The sequence below is a fragment of the Agrobacterium sp. LY4 genome (genome assembly GCF_001526585.1).
Taxonomy (GTDB): domain Bacteria; phylum Pseudomonadota; class Alphaproteobacteria; order Rhizobiales; family Rhizobiaceae; genus Agrobacterium; species Agrobacterium leguminum.
The window spans coordinates 26,238-44,163 of sequence record NZ_ASYA01000005.1 but is presented as its reverse complement, the minus strand read 5'-3'; the positions used below and the strand labels follow the sequence as shown (position 1 = coordinate 44,163).

At 61.5% G+C, this 17,926-nt stretch carries 16 protein-coding genes and 2 pseudogenes; 3 read left to right on the top strand and 15 right to left on the bottom strand.

What is annotated here, in order from left to right; genetic code table 11:
• Positions 1–116: 116 nt before the first annotated feature.
• From L904_RS07210 to L904_RS07200, 4 genes and pseudogenes are all read right to left on the bottom strand, one after another.
• The gene (locus tag L904_RS07210; RefSeq protein WP_020809992.1) at positions 117–668 is read right to left on the bottom strand and encodes a hypothetical protein; all 552 of its coding nucleotides are present in this window, start codon (positions 666–668) and stop codon (positions 117–119) included.
• A gap of 9 nt (positions 669–677) precedes the next feature.
• Positions 678–1,459 (bottom strand): annotated as a pseudogene (locus tag L904_RS07205) (TSUP family transporter).
• Positions 1,460–1,617: 158 nt separating this feature from the next.
• Positions 1,618–1,791 carry a hypothetical protein gene (locus tag L904_RS28075; RefSeq protein WP_020809991.1) on the bottom strand — a complete coding sequence of 58 codons (174 nt, stop codon included), beginning with the start codon at positions 1,789–1,791 and terminating at the stop codon, positions 1,618–1,620.
• A 525-nt stretch (positions 1,792–2,316) separates the two neighbouring features.
• Positions 2,317–2,640, bottom strand: coding sequence for a DUF736 family protein (locus L904_RS07200; protein ID WP_020809989.1), 324 nt, complete (start codon positions 2,638–2,640; stop codon positions 2,317–2,319).
• Positions 2,641–3,417: 777 nt separating this feature from the next.
• On the opposite strand from L904_RS07200, the gene L904_RS07195 reads away from it, so the two are divergent.
• Complete coding sequence (locus L904_RS07195) at positions 3,418–3,678, top strand: AbrB/MazE/SpoVT family DNA-binding domain-containing protein (RefSeq protein ID WP_031233812.1); 261 nt, start codon at positions 3,418–3,420, stop codon at positions 3,676–3,678.
• Positions 3,675–4,082 (top strand): type II toxin-antitoxin system VapC family toxin, encoded by a 408-nt coding sequence (locus L904_RS07190; RefSeq protein ID WP_020809987.1) that lies wholly within the window; start codon positions 3,675–3,677, stop codon positions 4,080–4,082. The genes L904_RS07195 and L904_RS07190 overlap by 4 nt, the downstream gene beginning before the upstream one ends.
• Before the next feature lie 5 nt (positions 4,083–4,087).
• On the opposite strand, the gene L904_RS27625 is transcribed toward L904_RS07190, so the two are convergent.
• From L904_RS27625 to L904_RS07150, 8 genes and pseudogenes are all read right to left on the bottom strand, one after another.
• Positions 4,088–4,789 carry a hypothetical protein gene (locus tag L904_RS27625; RefSeq protein ID WP_155246256.1) on the bottom strand — a complete coding sequence of 234 codons (702 nt, stop codon included), beginning with the start codon at positions 4,787–4,789 and terminating at the stop codon, positions 4,088–4,090.
• A 160-nt stretch (positions 4,790–4,949) separates the two neighbouring features.
• The gene (locus L904_RS07180) at positions 4,950–5,891 is read right to left on the bottom strand and encodes a DUF2493 domain-containing protein (RefSeq protein ID WP_020809985.1); all 942 of its coding nucleotides are present in this window, start codon (positions 5,889–5,891) and stop codon (positions 4,950–4,952) included.
• Positions 5,892–6,213: 322 nt separating this feature from the next.
• Positions 6,214–7,251 (bottom strand): toprim domain-containing protein, encoded by a 1,038-nt coding sequence (locus L904_RS07175; RefSeq protein WP_020809984.1) that lies wholly within the window; start codon positions 7,249–7,251, stop codon positions 6,214–6,216.
• 12 nt (positions 7,252–7,263) lie between these two features.
• Positions 7,264–11,738, bottom strand: a pseudogene (locus tag L904_RS07170) (strawberry notch-like NTP hydrolase domain-containing protein).
• Between the two features lie 121 nt (positions 11,739–11,859).
• On the bottom strand, positions 11,860–12,171 hold the full coding sequence (locus L904_RS07165) for a hypothetical protein (RefSeq protein ID WP_035260098.1): 312 nt from the start codon (positions 12,169–12,171) through the stop codon (positions 11,860–11,862).
• A 100-nt stretch (positions 12,172–12,271) separates the two neighbouring features.
• Positions 12,272–12,685 carry a hypothetical protein gene (locus L904_RS07160; protein ID WP_155246255.1) on the bottom strand — a complete coding sequence of 138 codons (414 nt, stop codon included), beginning with the start codon at positions 12,683–12,685 and terminating at the stop codon, positions 12,272–12,274.
• Positions 12,663–12,977, bottom strand: a complete 315-nt coding sequence (locus tag L904_RS07155; RefSeq protein ID WP_020809981.1) for a DUF6117 family protein — start codon at positions 12,975–12,977, stop codon at positions 12,663–12,665. The genes L904_RS07160 and L904_RS07155 overlap by 23 nt, the downstream gene beginning before the upstream one ends.
• Before the next feature lie 72 nt (positions 12,978–13,049).
• Positions 13,050–13,250 carry a hypothetical protein gene (locus L904_RS07150; protein WP_020809980.1) on the bottom strand — a complete coding sequence of 67 codons (201 nt, stop codon included), beginning with the start codon at positions 13,248–13,250 and terminating at the stop codon, positions 13,050–13,052.
• 346 nt (positions 13,251–13,596) lie between these two features.
• Here L904_RS07150 and L904_RS07145 point away from each other — a divergent pair, with 346 nt between their 5' ends.
• Complete coding sequence (locus L904_RS07145; RefSeq protein ID WP_031233809.1) at positions 13,597–14,787, top strand: DUF1173 domain-containing protein; 1,191 nt, start codon at positions 13,597–13,599, stop codon at positions 14,785–14,787.
• Between the two features lie 304 nt (positions 14,788–15,091).
• Here L904_RS07145 and L904_RS28330 read toward each other — a convergent pair whose 3' ends face one another.
• The 3 genes from L904_RS28330 to L904_RS07125 all read right to left on the bottom strand — a co-directional run bounded on the left by L904_RS28330 (position 15,092) and on the right by L904_RS07125 (position 17,853).
• Complete coding sequence (locus tag L904_RS28330) at positions 15,092–16,069, bottom strand: hypothetical protein (protein WP_049832286.1); 978 nt, start codon at positions 16,067–16,069, stop codon at positions 15,092–15,094.
• Between the two features lie 83 nt (positions 16,070–16,152).
• The gene (locus L904_RS07130) at positions 16,153–17,343 is read right to left on the bottom strand and encodes a hypothetical protein (protein ID WP_020809976.1); all 1,191 of its coding nucleotides are present in this window, start codon (positions 17,341–17,343) and stop codon (positions 16,153–16,155) included.
• A gap of 216 nt (positions 17,344–17,559) precedes the next feature.
• Positions 17,560–17,853, bottom strand: a complete 294-nt coding sequence (locus L904_RS07125) for a hypothetical protein (RefSeq protein WP_020809975.1) — start codon at positions 17,851–17,853, stop codon at positions 17,560–17,562.
• Positions 17,854–17,926 lie beyond the last annotated feature (73 nt).

Here is a 17,926-nt window from a genome sequence, read left to right as displayed (position 1 = left end):
CGAGTTCCGCTTCGATCTCGCGGCACTCGTCGCGATACACGGCGTTCCCGCAGATCGCGCGTTATCGTGACAGTCAACTGGAAACTCGCTGAAATGCACGCCTGCTTGGCGGAAGATTAGCGAACCTGCTTGACCGAACGCATAACACTCTCGGCCGTACTGAGACTTAACCCCATATCCAGGCACAACTTGAAAAGCTCCTCGGGCGCGCCAGCAATATCGAGGCTATATCTGCGTGTCAGGTCGCGTGCAGCCTTGCCGATCGGGACGATGTCGCTGGAACTCACCCATTCCGGATTGCCGACCTTTGCCTCGAATTCCTCGATGACGGCATCCGGAAGCTCCGAACCGAACAAAAAGTATCGCAGGTGCTCCAGGAAGTGCGGATGGGTATAGATGTCAGCGCCTGTGCGACCATTGCGTTCGAACAAGCCTTTGCGCGAGCCTTTGATCCGGCCTGACCGGTAGTTGGGATCATTCCAGTAGCTGAGACGCACCTCGGGCACGGCCCGCCGGGCGCTAAATGATTTCAGGAGCGCAAGGATAGGCTCCTTGTTGTTAAGATATGCGGCATGGCCCTCGTCATGATTTTGATGATGAGACCGAAGGTCGATCTTCGACAAGAGTCCGGCTTCCTCCTCAGTAAGCTCGATGTGGTATTTCTTCATCTGCCGCTCCTATGTATGCCGCCATACCTTGAAAGCGGATATCAGGAGGATCGCGGCAAGAGCCGGAAGAAGAAAGGCGTTCGGAACGATACCGAGCAGATATCCACTGATGAAAGCACCGCAGACCGAACCGATCACCATGATCATCACGAACACCTTGTTGTGTCCGAGCACGGAAAAACTCTGGTCGCGGCTATAGCGCGAGAAACCGATGAGCATCGTCGGCAGACTGACGGCAAGCGACAGACTGCCGGCCAGTTTAATGTCGGTGCCAAAGAGCAGCACCAGGGTCGGGATCAGCAGTTCACCGCCTGCGAGCCGAGCAGCGAAGCGACAACACCAATCACCAAGCCTGCGATAACACCCGCAATGATCTGCGCAGCACCCGTCAGAAACGGCTGGCCGGTACTAGTATCATGACTGAGGACAAGGACGATCGCGATTGCCACCAGCAAGATGGCGATGACCTTGTATAAGGTCTCGGATCGTAACCTTGTTGCCCAGCCAGCACCAAACCAGGCGCCAATCAGACTTCCGGCCAGCAGATTGACGATGATGGGCCAATTCGACGCGATCTGGCCGAAGGAAATCGTGCCGGCGCGAAACGGCAACGAAAAAGCGACGACCACGAGGCTCATCGCCTTGTTGAGGATGACTGCTTCAAGGGCGCCGAACCGGAACATGCCAATCAATAGGGGCAATCGGAACTCTGCGCCACCAAGTCCGATCAACCCGCCCAAGGCGCCAATGATCGCGCCTGTTCCGAATACTGCCCCTTTGTTCTCTCTCATCCGCGCGCTCCCATTGAATCGGGTTACAATCGACAAGATTGCAGCACGTGATGCAATAGAAACGTCGCAACCGTCAGGGCGATGTGAGGGGGTCGATGAGGTTGTCCTGACAAACGGAGAAGAGGGAGAGCGTATCCTCTCCCTCTTCTTTATTGACCTCATTCGAGGTCCGCGAGATAGAGTGCAATGTCACGTGCAAACTGCTCGTCCTCGGCTTGTGCCTGAGCGACGAGAGCCGCAAGCTCGGCCTTTGCCATAGCACGCTCGGTCTTTGTGAAGTAGCAGCTCCGAAGCTCCGCGCGCAGTTCGTTGATTTGATCGATAGTGGTCATATTGATCGTCTCCTTTTGATGACGTCAACCGGGCGACGTGCGCACGAAGCCCGGGTCAAGGAGCGCGAAGCGACCGCCAGCGGCGGCGAGCGGGGTGCCGGTTTTGTTGGAGCGCAGGGAACCGGAGCGGAGGCAAAATCGGGGGCCCACGCTCGTCCTTGAGGCGGGCTGAGCAGCCGTAAAGTAGGACGCCAGAAAGAAGAGAACCCGCGGCCCCGACCAGGGGACGCGACCGTGTTCCATAAGGCGCTATCTTCTGGTTACATCGATGTCGAATAGCACCTTCTCGTTCCTTTGGAGGTTTTGCTCGACGGCCAATCGCTGAAGTTTGGACAATCTCTTCTCCTTCAGCACGCCCTTGGCATTCTCCGCGGCGCCCGCCAACGCAGGACGGTGGCGTGCTGTTATACAGGCGGCGTCAGGCCATCGCAGGCTCGATGCCCGCGATCACTCCTCAAATCCTCCCGGCCGGCTGGCCTCGCTCGCTGACGCCGGCCCCGATCGCTCGGGGCCGGTGCTTGCCGTTCAGTTCGGATTGTTCCAGAGGATCACCTTCTTGTTTGGATCGCCGCCGGGTGCCTGGGCGAGGTTGCCGAAGATCACGCCGATCTCGGGAGCCTCCAGCTTGACGGAGAGGTATTCCTCGCCAGTCTGGCGGGCGATGCGATTCCAGCCTGCACCGATCTCGAAGCCGGTCTTGCGGTGGATGACGCGGTAGTCGGGGGCTTCTTCGCTCGCCTTGTTGGCGTTCGGGACGATGGCGATCGGGGCGTTGACCCGGATGGTGGCGAAGACGCCTTCGAGGATGCCGTCGGTCTTCTGCGTCAGGGTTGCGATTGTGGTGGCCATGGTACTTGTTCCTTCGGTTGCTCGGGACCATTCCCGATGGCGCACGAAGAGACGGCCGACCTGCTGCGGTCAGCTTGGCCGAAATTTTTGCGAAATTCTATTTTCCGCCGAAGCAAACAACTGAAATCGAATTTCGCAAAAATTTCGGGCGAGTCTTACCCCTTTAGGGGTTGGCCGCAAAAGCAGGCGGTCGTCTATACGAGCGACATAAAACGGGAATGGTTCGGGGCAACAGAAGGAGACAAACCCATTGGCTCCCGGTCCAGGGCTGCGGGATATTGGCCACGCGCGTCTTGAGCGCTTCGCCGCCGTCCGGATCAACACGATGCCACGGCTTGGTCCAAGCTGCTGGATGCGGATGAACATGCCCCCTTTCGACATCACACTTTTGTAGGCCGCGAGATTGGCACTGTGACCGCATCGTTGCCTTCGGATCGCACGGCAATATCGGATGAAGCTGTTCGCGTGGGGCACCAGATACGTGCCTTCATCAACTTGACTGCCAGCGCCCGGCCCTTGAGCCGGTGGTATCCGCCAGGCACACCGCCATTGGCAAGCGCGCCATCCGGGCTATCGGAGCCGGTCCCGTCGGAGATCAGAAGGCGCGGCGACAGAATCCGAGCAAGTCACGAACGGGATGTCGTAGAGCGGGACATCGCACTTACTCGACACCTGCCCTGGTTGTTAACCCGCATGTTGATCTTAGACGCGTCATTGCTTGAAATCGGGGCAGAAACGACGTATATACATCATGGTATATACAAACAGGAGCGCGCCATGCCCCATATTGCACGCGTATTTCAGTCCGGGAACTCTCAGGCGGTTCGCCTGCCGAAAGAATTTCGTTTCGACGTCGATCGTGTGGACATAACGCAGGAGGGTGACGCACTCATTCTGCGCCCGCACGTCGAGCGTGGTGACGCGTGGTCGTCCCTGAAAGCAGCGATGGCGCGCGGCGTGAGCGACGACTTCATGGAAGGCGGGCGCGAGCAGCCAAAACCCCAGGACCGGCCGGAGCTTGATACGGTGTTTCCGTGATCTCGCATCTTCTCGACACGAATGCGGTTATTGCGTTGATTGGCCGTCGATCGGACGTGCTGGTCAATCGGGTACTTCAGAGCGCTGAAGGAACGATCGGCCTGCCATCGATCGTCGCACATGAATTGTATTTTGGAGCCCAGAAGAGCGCAAAGATCCAGCACAATCTGGAAACATTGCGCCTGTTATTTGCTGATTTTCCGATCCTCGACTTCGATCAACGGGATGCTTTTGTCGCGGGGGAGATCCGGGCGGCTCTCGCCGCAAAGGGAACGCCTATCGGTCCCTATGACGTCTTGATAGCAGGTCAGGCCAAAGCCCGCGGCCTGATACTCGTCACCAACAATCTCGGCGAGTTCAACCGCGTAGACGGACTGCGTGTTGAAGACTGGTCGACTGAATAAAGCCGTCAACGGAGAGACGTTAACCAATTCCCTACCCGATGTGCCCTGTTCGCGAAACTCGGCCTGATACTCTCGGCGAAGAGCAGGAACACTGCGTCGATCAAAGCAAGCAAGATAGCAATAGCGCTCAGAATGACGATCATCCACCCGAAAGCGACTACGATCGCAAAAGAAGGCTGTCCGAGTGCCGGCCCCCATGCATCGGCGTTGCCGACAATCAAGCCAAAGGCGAGCAAGATCAGCACGGAAGGGATTGCGCCCACCAGCAGAAGCAGAACCTCGATACACCGAAGCAACGGAGAAACAGCGCTACAAGCCATCTGCCATGGGAAACGGAACCGTATCGATGATCCCGGATCCTCGAACCTAATCTCCAGATACCTGCGCTTGAGCCCGGGCAGCTCCAGGAGAAATTTCCCGACCAGTGCCACCGTTGTCCTCGCAGCATGATTATAGTGGCTGTCAGACGATGCTGTCAGTGCAATCACAGAGCGGACAACACTGGCGAGGACCAGAACCCATACACCTGCCGTTGCGGTGGTTGCAAGCCAAGCCGGGCTTTCCTCCTGTCTGAGTGAAATCACAAAATAAACAAGACCGAGAGCGCTTAGAACAACGGCCGTGCGGAATGGAAATACGACAAATATCTCCGCGAGACGAAGAGGTGAACGTCGCTGATCAAAGGATGAAACAGAGTTTGGCGTCACAGAGTTACCATTCGCACGTTATTCTTATCGAACTATAGCATCCGCGTGTTTTCCATCAACCGTGCCTGCGATCTTTAGAGGCAACACGCGTGTCTCATGATGGGCTGTGTAACTTCAAAGGCCATGCTGCGGATGCCTGAACGGCCTCTGAAGGGATCGTTTACACGCCGTCTCCACCGAAGCGCCAGACGGGGATTCCGAAGCGTCGGGCCTTGTCGGCAAGATTGCCGGTGATGCCGGAGCCCGGGAAGACGATGAGGCCAGCGGGCATCACCGACAGTAAGTCGTCGTTTCGGCGGAAGGGAGCAGCCTTGGCGTGCTTCGTCCAGTTCGGCTTGAACGCGATCTGCGTGACCTTGCGGTTCTCCGCCCAGCACGCAGCGATGCGTTCGGCACCTTTCACCGAACCGCCGTGTAACAGGACCATGTCGGGAAATTTCGTATGGGCGCGGTCGAGAGCATCCCAGATCGCCTCGTGATCGTTGTAGTCCATTCCACCAGCGAAGGCGATCTTGGTGCCGGCCGGGATCAGTACCTCGGTCTCCGCGCGGCGGCGGGCTGAGAGAAAGTCGCGGCTATCGATCATCGCCGCGGTCATGTTGGCGTGGCTGACCTTTGAGCCCGTACGCGGGCGCCATGTCGATCCGATCTGCGCCTCAAAGAGGTCGGCAGCATAGTCGCGCATGAACTCGAAGGCGTTGCGGCGCTCGAGAAGCGTGATGCCTTCGGCAACATGGCGCTCCAACTCGACGCTCTTCACCTCCGAACCGTCTTGTTCGCGCTGGCCGTAGCGCTGCGCATCCTCGTTGCGCTGAAGCTCTCGCTGGATGCGCTCGCCGGCACGGTGAAAGAGATTGACCGTCGACCAGAGCAGGTCTTCAAGGTCGGTCTCCAGCCGAGTATCGCAGAGCATCTCGGCAAAGGCATCGAACATCGCGGTCAGCGCCGACTGGACCACCGGCTCTTCCGGTAGCGGACGCGGATCCGGCTCGTCCTGGAAAGGGCGATATCCGAACACCTGCATCTCGTAGATAAACCTGTCAGTTGGAGATGACGCGTGGTGCGGTTCAGCGGCGGTGTCGATGGGAAGCAGGACGTTCATGATGGTCTCCGTCGGTTTGGGCCGCGCCTTTCGCGGCCTGACGGCGATCCCTGTCCATCCGGTAGGCGGGCCGGAACCGCGGCGTCCACGCCGCGGCCCAGCGCAGCGCCGGGCCGCCGGGATCCAAGTTTTTTGTCCCGCGAGGAGCGCCGGCTTTGCCGGCGCGGGGAAAAAACTTGGGTCCCGGGGGTTGGAGGCCTGACGGCCAGATGGTAAGGGTCGCCTCTCGGCAGGCCCGCAGGCGCGCCATTCCGGGCAGTGACCGGGCATAGACCAGCCGGCTTTCCACCCGCGCCGCCGCACCCTCCCCGTCACGGTCTCATCACGCCGGCAGGAAGGCATGGATGTCCTCCGGGGCGAGCTGCGCCCTGAGATTGGCGATCAGCCGGTCCGGTCCGAGTTGGCACAGATCCTCGTTGAAGTCGCCGAGTTCCGGAGCGAGGACGAGTGGCAGTATCCCGCATTCCTGCGCGCGGCGACTCAATCCTTCGATACCGTGCCGGCCAGCGGCGTCAGCGTCCGCGGCAATGTAGAGGCGCTCGCATCCGGGCGGCAGCCGGAAGGCCGCCAGGTGATTGGCGGTCAGCGCCGCGACCATCGGCATGGCTGGCATCACAGCGATGAGCGACAAGATGCTTTCGAGGCCTTCACCGGTGGCCATGACCGGGATGGGGTGATGGACCGGGAAGCCGAACCGCACCGCGTTGCCGAGCAGGCCGCCGAGCGCGCGGCGGGGATCGTCAATCTTCGCCTTGCCGTCGCCGTGAGGGTCTAGCCAGGTGCGGTGCACGCCGGTGATCGTCCCAGCGGGGTCGGTCACGGCCGCGATCAGCGCCGGGAAGCTGCTCGTCCTGCCCGTCACGAGCTCCCGATAATAGCAGGAGGGATGGAAGCGGAGCGCTGGGAGCAAAGCTGCCCGTAAAATGCCGCGTTGGCTCAGATAGCTGTCGGCCAGCGTGCCGGCGAGCGGCTGCGTCATCCGGAACAGCCGCTTGGCGCGTTCGTCGGCCGGCCTGACGACCGGCGGATCGCTGTGGGCGTCGCCCCTATGGGGCGCCACCGGTGAGGGTTGAGGCAGACTGAGGAAACGCCGTGCCTCGTCGGCAACGTCGCGGAAATCGACAAGCCCGCAGGTCTCCCGCACCAGATCAAGGAGATCGCCATATTCAGCCGTCGCGGCGTCAGCCCACCGCCCCGCCCGCGGGCCAGTGAGATGGACATAGAGCGACTTGCCCTTGCTGTTGGCGGTATCGCCAACGACCCAGTAATTGCCGGCCCTGCGGCCGGCGGAGAGGTAATGACGGCAGACCGCCTCGGCATCGCGCGCGAGACGGTCTGCAAGTTCGGCCGCAGAAAGCATGGTCTGCCTCCATCAATGCCGGCTGACGACATCGAGCAGCTGATGGCGCTGCGTCAGTTTCGCGAGGATCGCAGAGCCCTCCTCCGTCACCGGCACGAAAAAGCGTAGCTTCCAGGCGATCATCTCGGAAAAGAGACCGATGGAGCGGAGCCAATCGCGCATGCCGTCGGTGAAACCGGTCAGCTCGACGCGGTTGTCGCTCATGACGCGTACCCGGCGCAGGGTGATATCGCCGGCAAGGCTTATGATCGAGGACCCGTCGAGTACCGATTTCCAGGCATGATCGGGGCTCAGAACCTGCGTCCGGTCGATGCCTAAGTTGCTGCAAAGCCGGGCAAGGCTGGCGGGCGCGATCACGCGGCCGACGATACACTCGCCGTCATCAGTCTGGAGGCGATAGACGCGGCAATAGTCCTGCGGTAGCAGTTTCCAGATCGGCAACAACAGCCCGGAGACGACATGCAGCGTCGACGTCGAGAACTCGGGGACGTTGGCTATCTCAGCATCCCAGGCTGCAGAGAACACTTGGTTGTCCGCCTCTTCCCAGCTCGTCTCTTCGAGCTGGCGCACCTCGAAGCGCAGTTCATCCATCGGCCGGATCAGCGCGACGCGCGGCTGGACGGAGCCGTCGTCGAGCATGATAGAGCGCGTCGGGATCATCACCGCCGGCCGGCCGGACTTGCCGTTGACCATCAGCGTTGAGCGTGGGTCGCGTGCCGCCATCTGTAAGGCCTCCGCGAGCATCATCGGCTTGTTGCGGTCCATGCACTCGATGGCGAGCAGGTGCGACTGCGCGCCGGTGACCGGATGGGTATAGACGAGCTTGCGATCCCTAAGCGTCATACCGTCGGCGGTCAGGGTCTCCAGCCCCTTGTCGTAAACGCCGGCGGCGATTGCTCCCTCGATGCGAGCTGCCAGCAACTGTTCGAAAGCGTCGAACAGAAGGTTCTGCATGGCGATGGTCAACGCCAGCATTCGATTGAGGAAGGTATGGATCGGCGGCAATTCGTCCTTCAGCCCGCCTTCCTCATCAGTGAGGGAGAGACCGGTGATCGCCACGAATGTTTCCAGCGAGCATCCGGCGATCTCTCCGCGGTGGATGAGCTTGTAGAATTGCCGGAGAGCGTCACGGGCATACTGGGATTCGAGGTTGTCCTCGCTCCTGAACATGCCCTGCCCGCCGGTCTGGCGCTGGCCGCGCGTGAGCGCGCCCATGTTGTCAAGGCGCCGGGCGATGGTCGACAGAAAGCGGCGCTCGGCCTTGACGTCGGTGGCAATCATGCGGAAACGCGGCGGCTGCGCCTGGTTGGTGCGGTGACTGCGACCGAGGCCCTGGATCGCCACGTCTGCGCGCCAGCCGGCTTCCAGCAGATTGTGTAGGCGCTGACGCTGGTTCTTGCGGCCCAGGTCTGCATGGTAGGAGCGCCCCGTCCCACCGGCCTCGCTGAAGACGAGTATCGGCTTCTCGTCATCCATGAAGGCTCGCGTCTCATCGAGATTGGCGCTGCCTGGCCGGCTTTCCACGGCAAAGCGGGCAAACGCGCCGCCGCCATCACGGCGGACGATGCGCCGGGACCGGCCGGTGATCTCAGCCACCTTCTCCGTCCCGAAATGTTGCACGATCTGGTCAAGTGCTGTCGGGATCGCCGGCAGGCTACCGAGCTTCTCCAGCAGTTCATCGCGGCGGGTAACCGCTTCGCGGCACAAGACCGGATTGCCATCGGTGTCGTAGGCGGGCCGCGACAGAAGATTACCCTCCGCGTCGGTAAATTCCTCGAAGAGCTGCGTCGGGAACGAGTTCATCAGATACTCCGCGACGATCTCACGGGGCGTCACATCAACCTGGATGTCGTTCCATTCCTCGGTCGGGATTTCCGCCAGCCGCCGCTCCGTCATCGCCTGCGCGGTGGAGATGAGCTGGACGATGGCGGCATGACCATCCTCGACATCTTTACCGATTGCGCCGATCAACGCCGGTGTCTTCATCGATGTCAGGAGATGGTTGAAGAAGCGCTGCTTAGTGCTTTCGAAGGCGGAGCGGGCGGCGGCCTTCGCGTTTTTATTGAGCGTGCCGCCTGCGGAGGTGATGCCGGAAGCTTCCAGCGCCTGGTCGAGACGATGATGGATGACCTGATAGGCCTCGGCATAGGAATCGTAGATGCGAACCTGCTCCTCCGTCAGGGCATGTTCGAGGATCTCGTATTCGACACCTTCGAAGGACAGCGAGCGGGAGGCATAGAGTCCCATCGCCTTGAGGTCGCGGGCGAGCACCTCCATCGTCGCAACACCGCCGTCCTCGATCGCCGCGATGAATTCGGATCGAGTTGGGAACGGAAAATCGGCGCTGCCCCAGAGTCCTAGACGTTCGGCATAGCCAAGAGATTCGACTTCGGATGCACCGGTTGCCGAGATATAGACGACACGGGCGTTAGGCAAAGCGCGCTGCAGGCGCAGACCAGCACGGCCCTGCTGCGAGGCAGATTTTTCGCCGCGGTCGGATTTGCCACCGGCAGCGTTGGCCATGGCGTGGCCTTCATCGAAGAGGATGACGCCATCGAAACTCTTCGCCTTCCCTGTCGCGGCTTCGCCGCTTGCCGCCTCTTGACCCAGCCAGTCGACAATCTGCTGAACGCGCGAGCGTTTGCCTTCGCGCTCATCGGTGCGCAGCGTCGCGAAGGTGCAAAACAGGATTCCCTCCTCCAGCATGATCGGCTTGCCCTGCCGGAAGCGCGCGAGCGGCGTCACCAGCAGTTTCTCCTGACCGAGCGCGCTCCAGTCACGCTGGGCGTCTTCGATCAGGGTCTCGGATTTGGAGATCCACACATGGCGGCGGCGGCCCTTCAACCAGTTGTCCAGGATGATGCCTGCTGCTTGCCGGCCCTTGCCCGCGCCGGTTCCATCGCCAAGGAACCAGCCGCGACGATATCGAACAGCATCTTCGGTTTCCGGCGTGACGGCAGTGAGGTTGTCGAAGGAAGCATCGACCTTCCAGTGGCCGGCGAGATGGCCGGAATGGGCCTCGCCGGCATAGATGATGCTTTCGAGCTGGGCATCGGAGAGGTCGCCGTTGGTGACGAGGCGCTTGGGAAGATGCGGCCGATAACGCGGCGGCGGCGGCGCGACGGACGCCATAGCGACGGATTCGACAAGCTTATCCGGGTGCGGTTTGGCGTCGGGGATCCGGATGGCCCGCAATTCATAGGGTTCGTAGATGCCATCGGCGACGTCCGCGCGCACGACCGGCACTGTATCGCGCAACTCGTAGGCCAGTTCGACAATTTCGTCCTGGGCGGCCTCAGGTGAAACCACCGGGTGCTGTGCGCGGGGCGCGGGAAAGTCGCGGGTATCGGGTCCGCCAACCACCGCTGGACGCATCGTGTCGCTCGCTTTGCGCGTAGCCATTTTCGCGGCACAGGCACGCAGGATCCCGTTGGAAAGTGCACCGATAGAGTTTTGCGCGGTCGACGGCGAGCGTGGTGGGAGGCCGGAGATCCACGACATCAATGTCGTGAGGTCAGGAGCCGTGTCCATGGAGGAGACGAGCTTCGCGGGATTGCCCGCAGCGATCTTGTCGATCACCGTCAGCCGTGTCTCCGTCGTCGTGCCGTGGCGGGCGTAGACCGAGCCGTCGATCGCGGCGCTGAAAAGAAGTGTGCCACTCTCCTGCAAGCGAACGAAGGCGTCGCGCCATTTCGGATTTTCGGGGGAAAGGCTGGAGCCTGTGATCGCGACCAGGCGGCCGCCGGGCGCGAGGCGCGCGAAGGCGGAGGCGAGATGACGCCATGCGGCCTCAATCATGCGACCCTCGACATGGACGCCCGCCGAGAAGGGCGGATTCATCAGCACGACCGTCGGGCGGATTGAACGATCGAGATGATCGTCGATATGCGCCGCATCGTGCTGCGTCACTGACGATCCGGAAAAGAGATGTTGAAGGAGGGAATGGCGAACCGGCGCATATTCGTTGAGGGCGAGGCGGCGCGCGTGGGCAAGTTCCGCGAAGATCGCCATGAGGCCCGTTCCGGCTGACGGTTCGAGCACGACGTCATCCGCCAGGATGCCGCCGGCGCGGGCTGCGACAAAGCCAAGCGGCATCGGCGTGGAAAACTGCTGGAGTTTCTGACTTTCCTCGGAGCGGCGCGTATGGGTCGGGAAAGCCCAGCCACTCTGGTCAGCATCGTCAGCACGGCCTGCGGCGCGTTCGCGCGGGCGGAAATCGCAGCCCCAAATTTGCGCAGGAAGAGTACCTGCGCGACCTCGCAGGCCTCGTAGGCATCCTTCCATACCCAGAAGCCCTCGGCGTCCGAACCCTCGAAGGCGTTGGTGAGGATCGTGCGCAAATCGGCTGCGCCGATGGATTGGCCACGTTCGAGGAAGGGCAGAAGCGTCTCGCCGGCGGCGAGAATTTTGCTGCCACGGCGATGGTCATTGGGCGCGCCGAGCGAGACGGCGACCGTGTTGGCAGCGCGGGAGGAGATGGCGTTCATGAAAGACCTCATCGAGAGCAGGAAAGAGCTGGCCATACCGGGCGCTCTCCAAACCCCGCCAGGCCACCCCTTACCGGCCCCTCTCTCGCTCTCGGCCAACGAGGCGGCCGGCGCCCGGCCTTCAGCCGGGCGCGAGCTTAAGATTCCCGAAGGCCGCGACGCCAGCGACGGAAACATCGTATAGGACGGCCTTGCTGCCGGCGGCGATCCATGCTGCGGCTTCGTCAGCAGACAGTTGCTGGACATGAACGAAATGGCGCTCGGCGCAGACGCGCTGGCGGTCGAAAGCCGCACGATCTTCAAAGGCGTAGAGGGTGTCGCCCGGACCGTCCCAATAGACGACCGCAAAACAGACGGGTTCGACGATCTCGGAACGGAAGTTGAGGAAAACCGGCGCGACGGCGCGCGGACGGGCAATGGCTGACAGGGTCATAAGGCTCTCCTGAAACGCGGAAAGGCCCGGCACTCCATTCGGAGTACCGGGCCTGGTTGGGAAAGATGGAGGTGGAGGGCGGGCCTTCGCCCGCGAATGGTTAGGGTGGGCCGGCGGCAACGGCCTCGATGAAGACCTCATCGCTATTGGCTTCGAACAGCTTCAGAATGCGGCCGTCGACGGCGACACACTCGTTGATCCAGTTGCGGTCGAGCTTCGAATGCCGGCCGAAGCGGTCGGCCGGGACATAGACGATCGTGAAATGCGGAAACGCCCTGCCATCAGGCGCGACATGGATGACAGGGCCTTCAACCGCGATGACGATGCCGCCTGTCCCGTAGGACGTCCGCACCGCCATGCCCGGATGCACCAGCGGCGGGACATCGGGTGTGCGCGGCGACGTCAACCGATAGCGGCCGGGATCGTGCCAGCCGAGTTCGGCTGAGGAGAGTGAATGGGCGAAATGCTGCCGCGGATCGCCTGGTCGCGGTTTACGCCAGATTTCTATCCTCACCTCCCTGGCTGCGAGTGGCCGATGAGGGATCGCTCAAACCGGTAATGCCTCCGGTCAAAAATCCGCTGGCATCGTTGGGATCCGGCGGGAAATAGGCGTCATAGGGGTTACCGGCCGCGAGGTGTCCGAATGGTGTGAACACGCGATCCCCGCCATCATGCCCGACTGCACAAAGAACGAAGCAAAGTTCTTCGGTCCTGGCGTCGAGGCACTCCATGAGCGCGAGATTGCCATCCCTGGCGGCACGAAGCAGGGTTTCAAAGTTGGTGCGGGCATAGTCGGGTATCGCCATGATCTCCTCCTGGAAACGATAAGCCCGGCTGGCGCCGGGCGGTTGGGTTGGGGAAAATTTTCGAGGGCGACTTCAAAGCCGGAAGGCATTGACGAAATCGCGCTGGTCTGCGCGGTACTCAGCCAGCATCGAACGGTAGAAGCGCTTTCGTGCGAAGCGAAGTTTGGGATCGGACCGGTTCCTGCGATCGAGTTGGCAGGCGGCAACGCGGACAACGTGACGCCAGCCGGCATCCGCCCGGATGCGCAGGCGCTGATAGGCAATATCATTCATCGGGGTTCCTCCGAGCGCGGGTGGGGCAGCCCGATCCGACATGCGCTCTCCAACGTCGACAGGGCCAACTGGCCCGCAGCCCTACTCTTCCCAGCCCCTGCCACCGCGCTCTACGCCTCATCAACCATCGTGCGCATTGCCAGCCGTACAAAGTTGCCTGGTGTGATGTCTCGACATTTCGGGATTCCCTGGGTGGGCAGCAGGATGAGAAGCGAGGCAGGTTCGCCGTGGGTTGGGCAACTTCCCGGCCATGGCTTTGGCTGCCTCGCTGCTTTACTGATTATTTTTAGATAGTAAAAACGTGGACGACCATGTAGCTTCAACCAAAGCAATGGGGAGTACGAGGGTGCGAAAGTTCACGATCGGAGATCAAACCCTCGACGACTCCTCGCCGGAGTTTCGAGCGCTGCTTCCGCACGCCTACGAGCAGCGGCTTCGCCCAATGTGTCTTTGCAAGGAGGCGGGCGTGCCAATGTACATCGCGCGGCTGGACGATCAGTATCTCGTCAAGCGCATGCCACTATCTGGGCGCGAGCATGATCCCGCCTGTCCAGCCTACGAACCGCCCTACGAGCTTTCCGGCCTCGGTCCGTTGATCGGGAGCGCGATCCAGATCGACGCCAGTGGCAAAGCCGAACTGAAGCTGGATTTCTCCCTGACGAAACGCGGGCCAAGGGCGGCGCCCGCTGCGCCGACAGAATCGTCTGAGCCGGGCATCAGAAGCGAGCCCCGGAAACTGTCGCTGAAGGCGATGCTCCACTATCTCTGGGAAGCGGGCGAATTGACGGAGTGGCGCTCGACCTGGGCAGGCCGGCGCGGCTGGGGCCGGGTCCGCGCCAGTCTCATCAATGCCGCCTCGCAGATGTCGGCGAGGGGCGGTCCTCTGAGCGACGTGCTTTTCGTGCCGGAAGTCTTCCAGCCGGAGGACAAAGATGGCATTGCTGCCCGGCGTGCGGCGGCGCTCAAGGGCGTGCAGGCTACCGGATCGGGACCACGCAAGTTGATGATGATCGTGGCCGAGGTGAAGGAGTTTTCCCCGGCGCGCGAAGGCCAGAAGATCGTCGTGCGGCACACGCCCTTCCCACTGATGATCGAGGACGGCGCATGGCGGCGGCTGGCGGCCCGCTATGAGACCGAACTCGAGCTGTGGCGCTCGAGCGAGGCCTTCCATCTGATCGCCATTGCCACGTTCGGCATCTCCGCCGCCGGCATCGCATCGGTCGAAGAGGTTGCGCTCATGGTGGTCAATGAGCACTGGCTGCCATTCGAGGACATTCATGAATTGCGGCTGCTGGAGAAGCTCGGCCATCTGAAGCGGAAGAGTGTCAAGGGGCTGCGTTTCAACCTGCCGCGCGAAGCGCCAATCGTGTCCGTGACACTCCCTGAGCAGAAGCCGGCTCCCGTCGCGATGTTCATCGTCCCGCCAAGCGCCGGAGATGAATACGAACACGCCCTCGCCGACATGATCGAGACACGACCGGAGATCACCCCATGGGTCTGGCGTGTGGCGGATGGCGAAATCCCCCGACTTCCGTGATCCGGGATACTGGGCAGCAGCGGTCGACAGGGCGCGGCGAACAAGAACACCTGCTGCGGAGACATTTATCCGCCACGGTCAACCGGAGCATTATGAAGCCTGAGCAAAAGCCGTTCGTCGTCGAGTTCAGAAATCGACGTCGCATCTCCCGGAAAGAGACCTCGATCTGGGGACCCATCGATCTGAAGGCCGCCGGCGACGCGATTGCTGCAGAACAAACGGTCGGGGACACAGAGACACCCATGGGGGTGTCACTATCGGAAACGACGACCACGCCCCCGGCCGTGATCAGCGCCTGATCGCGTCATAGGCCAACTTTAGATCCGGACACCGCAGCAGCGGCAATGTCCTGGCGTCGGCGTTTGACCGCCGCCATCACACTTTCGAAAAAATCCTCGGGTTCGCCGTCGCGATAGGGTCCTTCCTCCGACCAGAGCAGCGTTCCCACAACTGCTGGAATGAAATCGAAATCGAAGGTGAAACCGTCCTTCTCCAGAGCATCGGAAAGGGCGGCATAGGCATCCTGCGCGAGAGGAACGATCTCCAGGGCACACAATCGTATCGCCTGCCAGCCGCCCGCGTCCCACAGCTTCGACATTCGGGCGATGCTATCCGGGACCGCGCGCCCGTCTTCGTGCAGACCCCGGAAATACAGCATCGCTTCCCATATGCAGAGGGCGCTCTCGACCTCGCCAACCGTGAACAGGCGATGCCCGTCTCCAGGCGAAGCACCATCTATCGGGGCAAGCGATGTGCTTGGGCGCAACAAGCGCCGGTCCTGTAACCGGAACCCGGCCAGCAGGTCCTCGCTGGTCGCGTGATGGATGGCCTTCGCGGTGATCAGCGATACGCTGGCACCGTAGGTGTCAGGACGCTGCGAGGGATGGTTCATCCACTGGATCACCGTCACCTCCGAAAGGTTCGGCGACCGCGCGACGATGTCCTGCACAACGAACTGCCATGGGAATTCGCTAAGGTCGATATCGATCATCACCTCCGCGTCGACATCATCCGCAGGTGCGGGCAACAGCGCGACGGCGCGGCTGGCAATGAAGTCGTTGAGCACGCTGTTCGCCTGCAGTGCCGAGGTTCGGTAGGCTTCGAGCAGTGGTTCCCGCTTCACACTGATCGGATTTGTCGGGCCAAAGTCGGTGAACAAGACAAGTCCTGCTTCGGTTTCGCTGCATTCGAGCACGTGGGTCAATACGAGCTTTTCGAGCGGCGTGATGTCAGAGAGAGGGATTGGCGGGTCCGTGTAAATCCGGGTTTCGAGATTGATCATGACGATTGCCTTTTCGCGAATATGAAGAACCCGGCGCAATGACCGGGCGATGGAGAGTTCTGATGAACGAGGACGGGGCGTGGTCAGGCTGCACTTTCGAGCAGCTTGCGCGCCTTGCCCTCCAGTTCCAGCCGCGTATCCTGATGGGCCTTGCCACGCGCGAGTGCTGTAATGCCCTGGACAAAGTCAAAGATGGACTCCGGCGGCCTCCCCTCTTCAGAAAGCACCGTCTCGATGATCTTGCCGGTTTCGGCCTTGGTGAAACCCCGTTTGCGCAGGAAATCGGACCGATCCTCCTCGCTGCGGGCAACGACGCGCTCGCGGGCGGCCCGGATGCCGGCGATAAATGGCGCAGGGGAAGAATTGGCAAAATTCGTCAGTGCGGGAGCGGCCTCATGGGCGAAACGTTGCGCGGCGAATTTCGAGTGCCGAATGGTAATCTCCTCGAAATTTTCGGTGCCCCACAAATTGCGGTTGGCACACACCGCCCGCAGATAGAAGCTCGCAATGCCGAGAGTTTTCGAGCCGACCTCGGAGTTCCAGGCATAGAAACCACGGAAGTAGAGATCCGGTTCACCATTCGGAAGACGGCCAGCCTCGATGGGGTGCGTGTCATCGACGAGAAACAGGAAGACGTCCCTGTCGCTCGCATAGAGCGTCGTCGTGTCCTTGGTGATGTCGACGAAGGGATTGTGGGTCATGGTCGACCAGTCGAGCACACCGGGCACTTTCCAGATCGTGTCGCCGGTGCCATTGCCCGCGATGGTCATCACGGCTGCAACGAGGTCCTTGTCCCAGATGCGACCATATTCGGGACCGGTCACGGCTCGCAATTCGACACGCCCGTCATCCATCTCCAGGGTCTTGACCATCTCGGCGCTGTGATTGAGGAGCCCGTGCTGAAGATTGATCGCAGCGAGCGGTGCGGGAAGCTGGCGCATGTAGCTCGCAGGAGCGCCCACCAGGCTGCAAAGCTGCCCGTAGCTCCAGTGGGTCGGCGCCAGCGGCACGCGGCTGCCGGGAACGACGAGGGAAAGACGTTCAGCATTGTCGCGTGTCGCTTCCACGCGAATGTCGGCGCTCTCGACGGTGCGAACGCGGGCGCGCTCGGTCCGCTCACTGACTGCGCGGTGGAGATCCGAAAGCGAGAGGTAGCGCTCGTCATCGGGGCGCGAGAACCATTCGGACGACACACGGCCGATGCGTTCGCCGTGAGAGATATCGACCTTGAAGCCGGAAGATATGGCAGATGGGTGGGAAATCATGGTGTTCATGTTGGCAGCTCCTGAAACGAAAGAGCCCGGCTGGCGCTGTCGCGCCAACCGGGCTGGTGGGAAAAAGTAGACAGTGACCGCACCGACGATCCGGCACGGAATGGAGGCAGACGCGGAAAGCCCTCTCTTTGAACGCCCGCACTCCTCCCCGCAGCCGCCCTCCTCTCCCTCTTGCGGTCTTGGAACGCCGGATCGGGATAAGGCGGCCGAGCGGCGTTACCAGTCGTGGAACGTCAGGCCATCGACCTGATCGGCATCACGATCGAGCAGGACATGGCTGAAGCCTTTGTTGCGCGCCCATGTCATGACCGCAAACAGATCGTCGGGAATATGCTGGTCGCCTTCGCCGCAGTTTTCGTCATGGGCGTAGAGGAACCAGCCATAGCCGGCATAAGGTCCTCCTGCGCATGGCCAGTTCGCGCACGGTTTGGCATCGAGCATCGCTGCTGTCTCGGCCGACACATGCCCGGTGGAGATGGTCACAACAGTCACGGTTTCCAACTGCGCCATGGAGTTTCTCCTTTTCGATTGGCGCGACGGCTCGACCGGAAGGAAGACCATCCGGACCGAGCCGTCTTGAAAG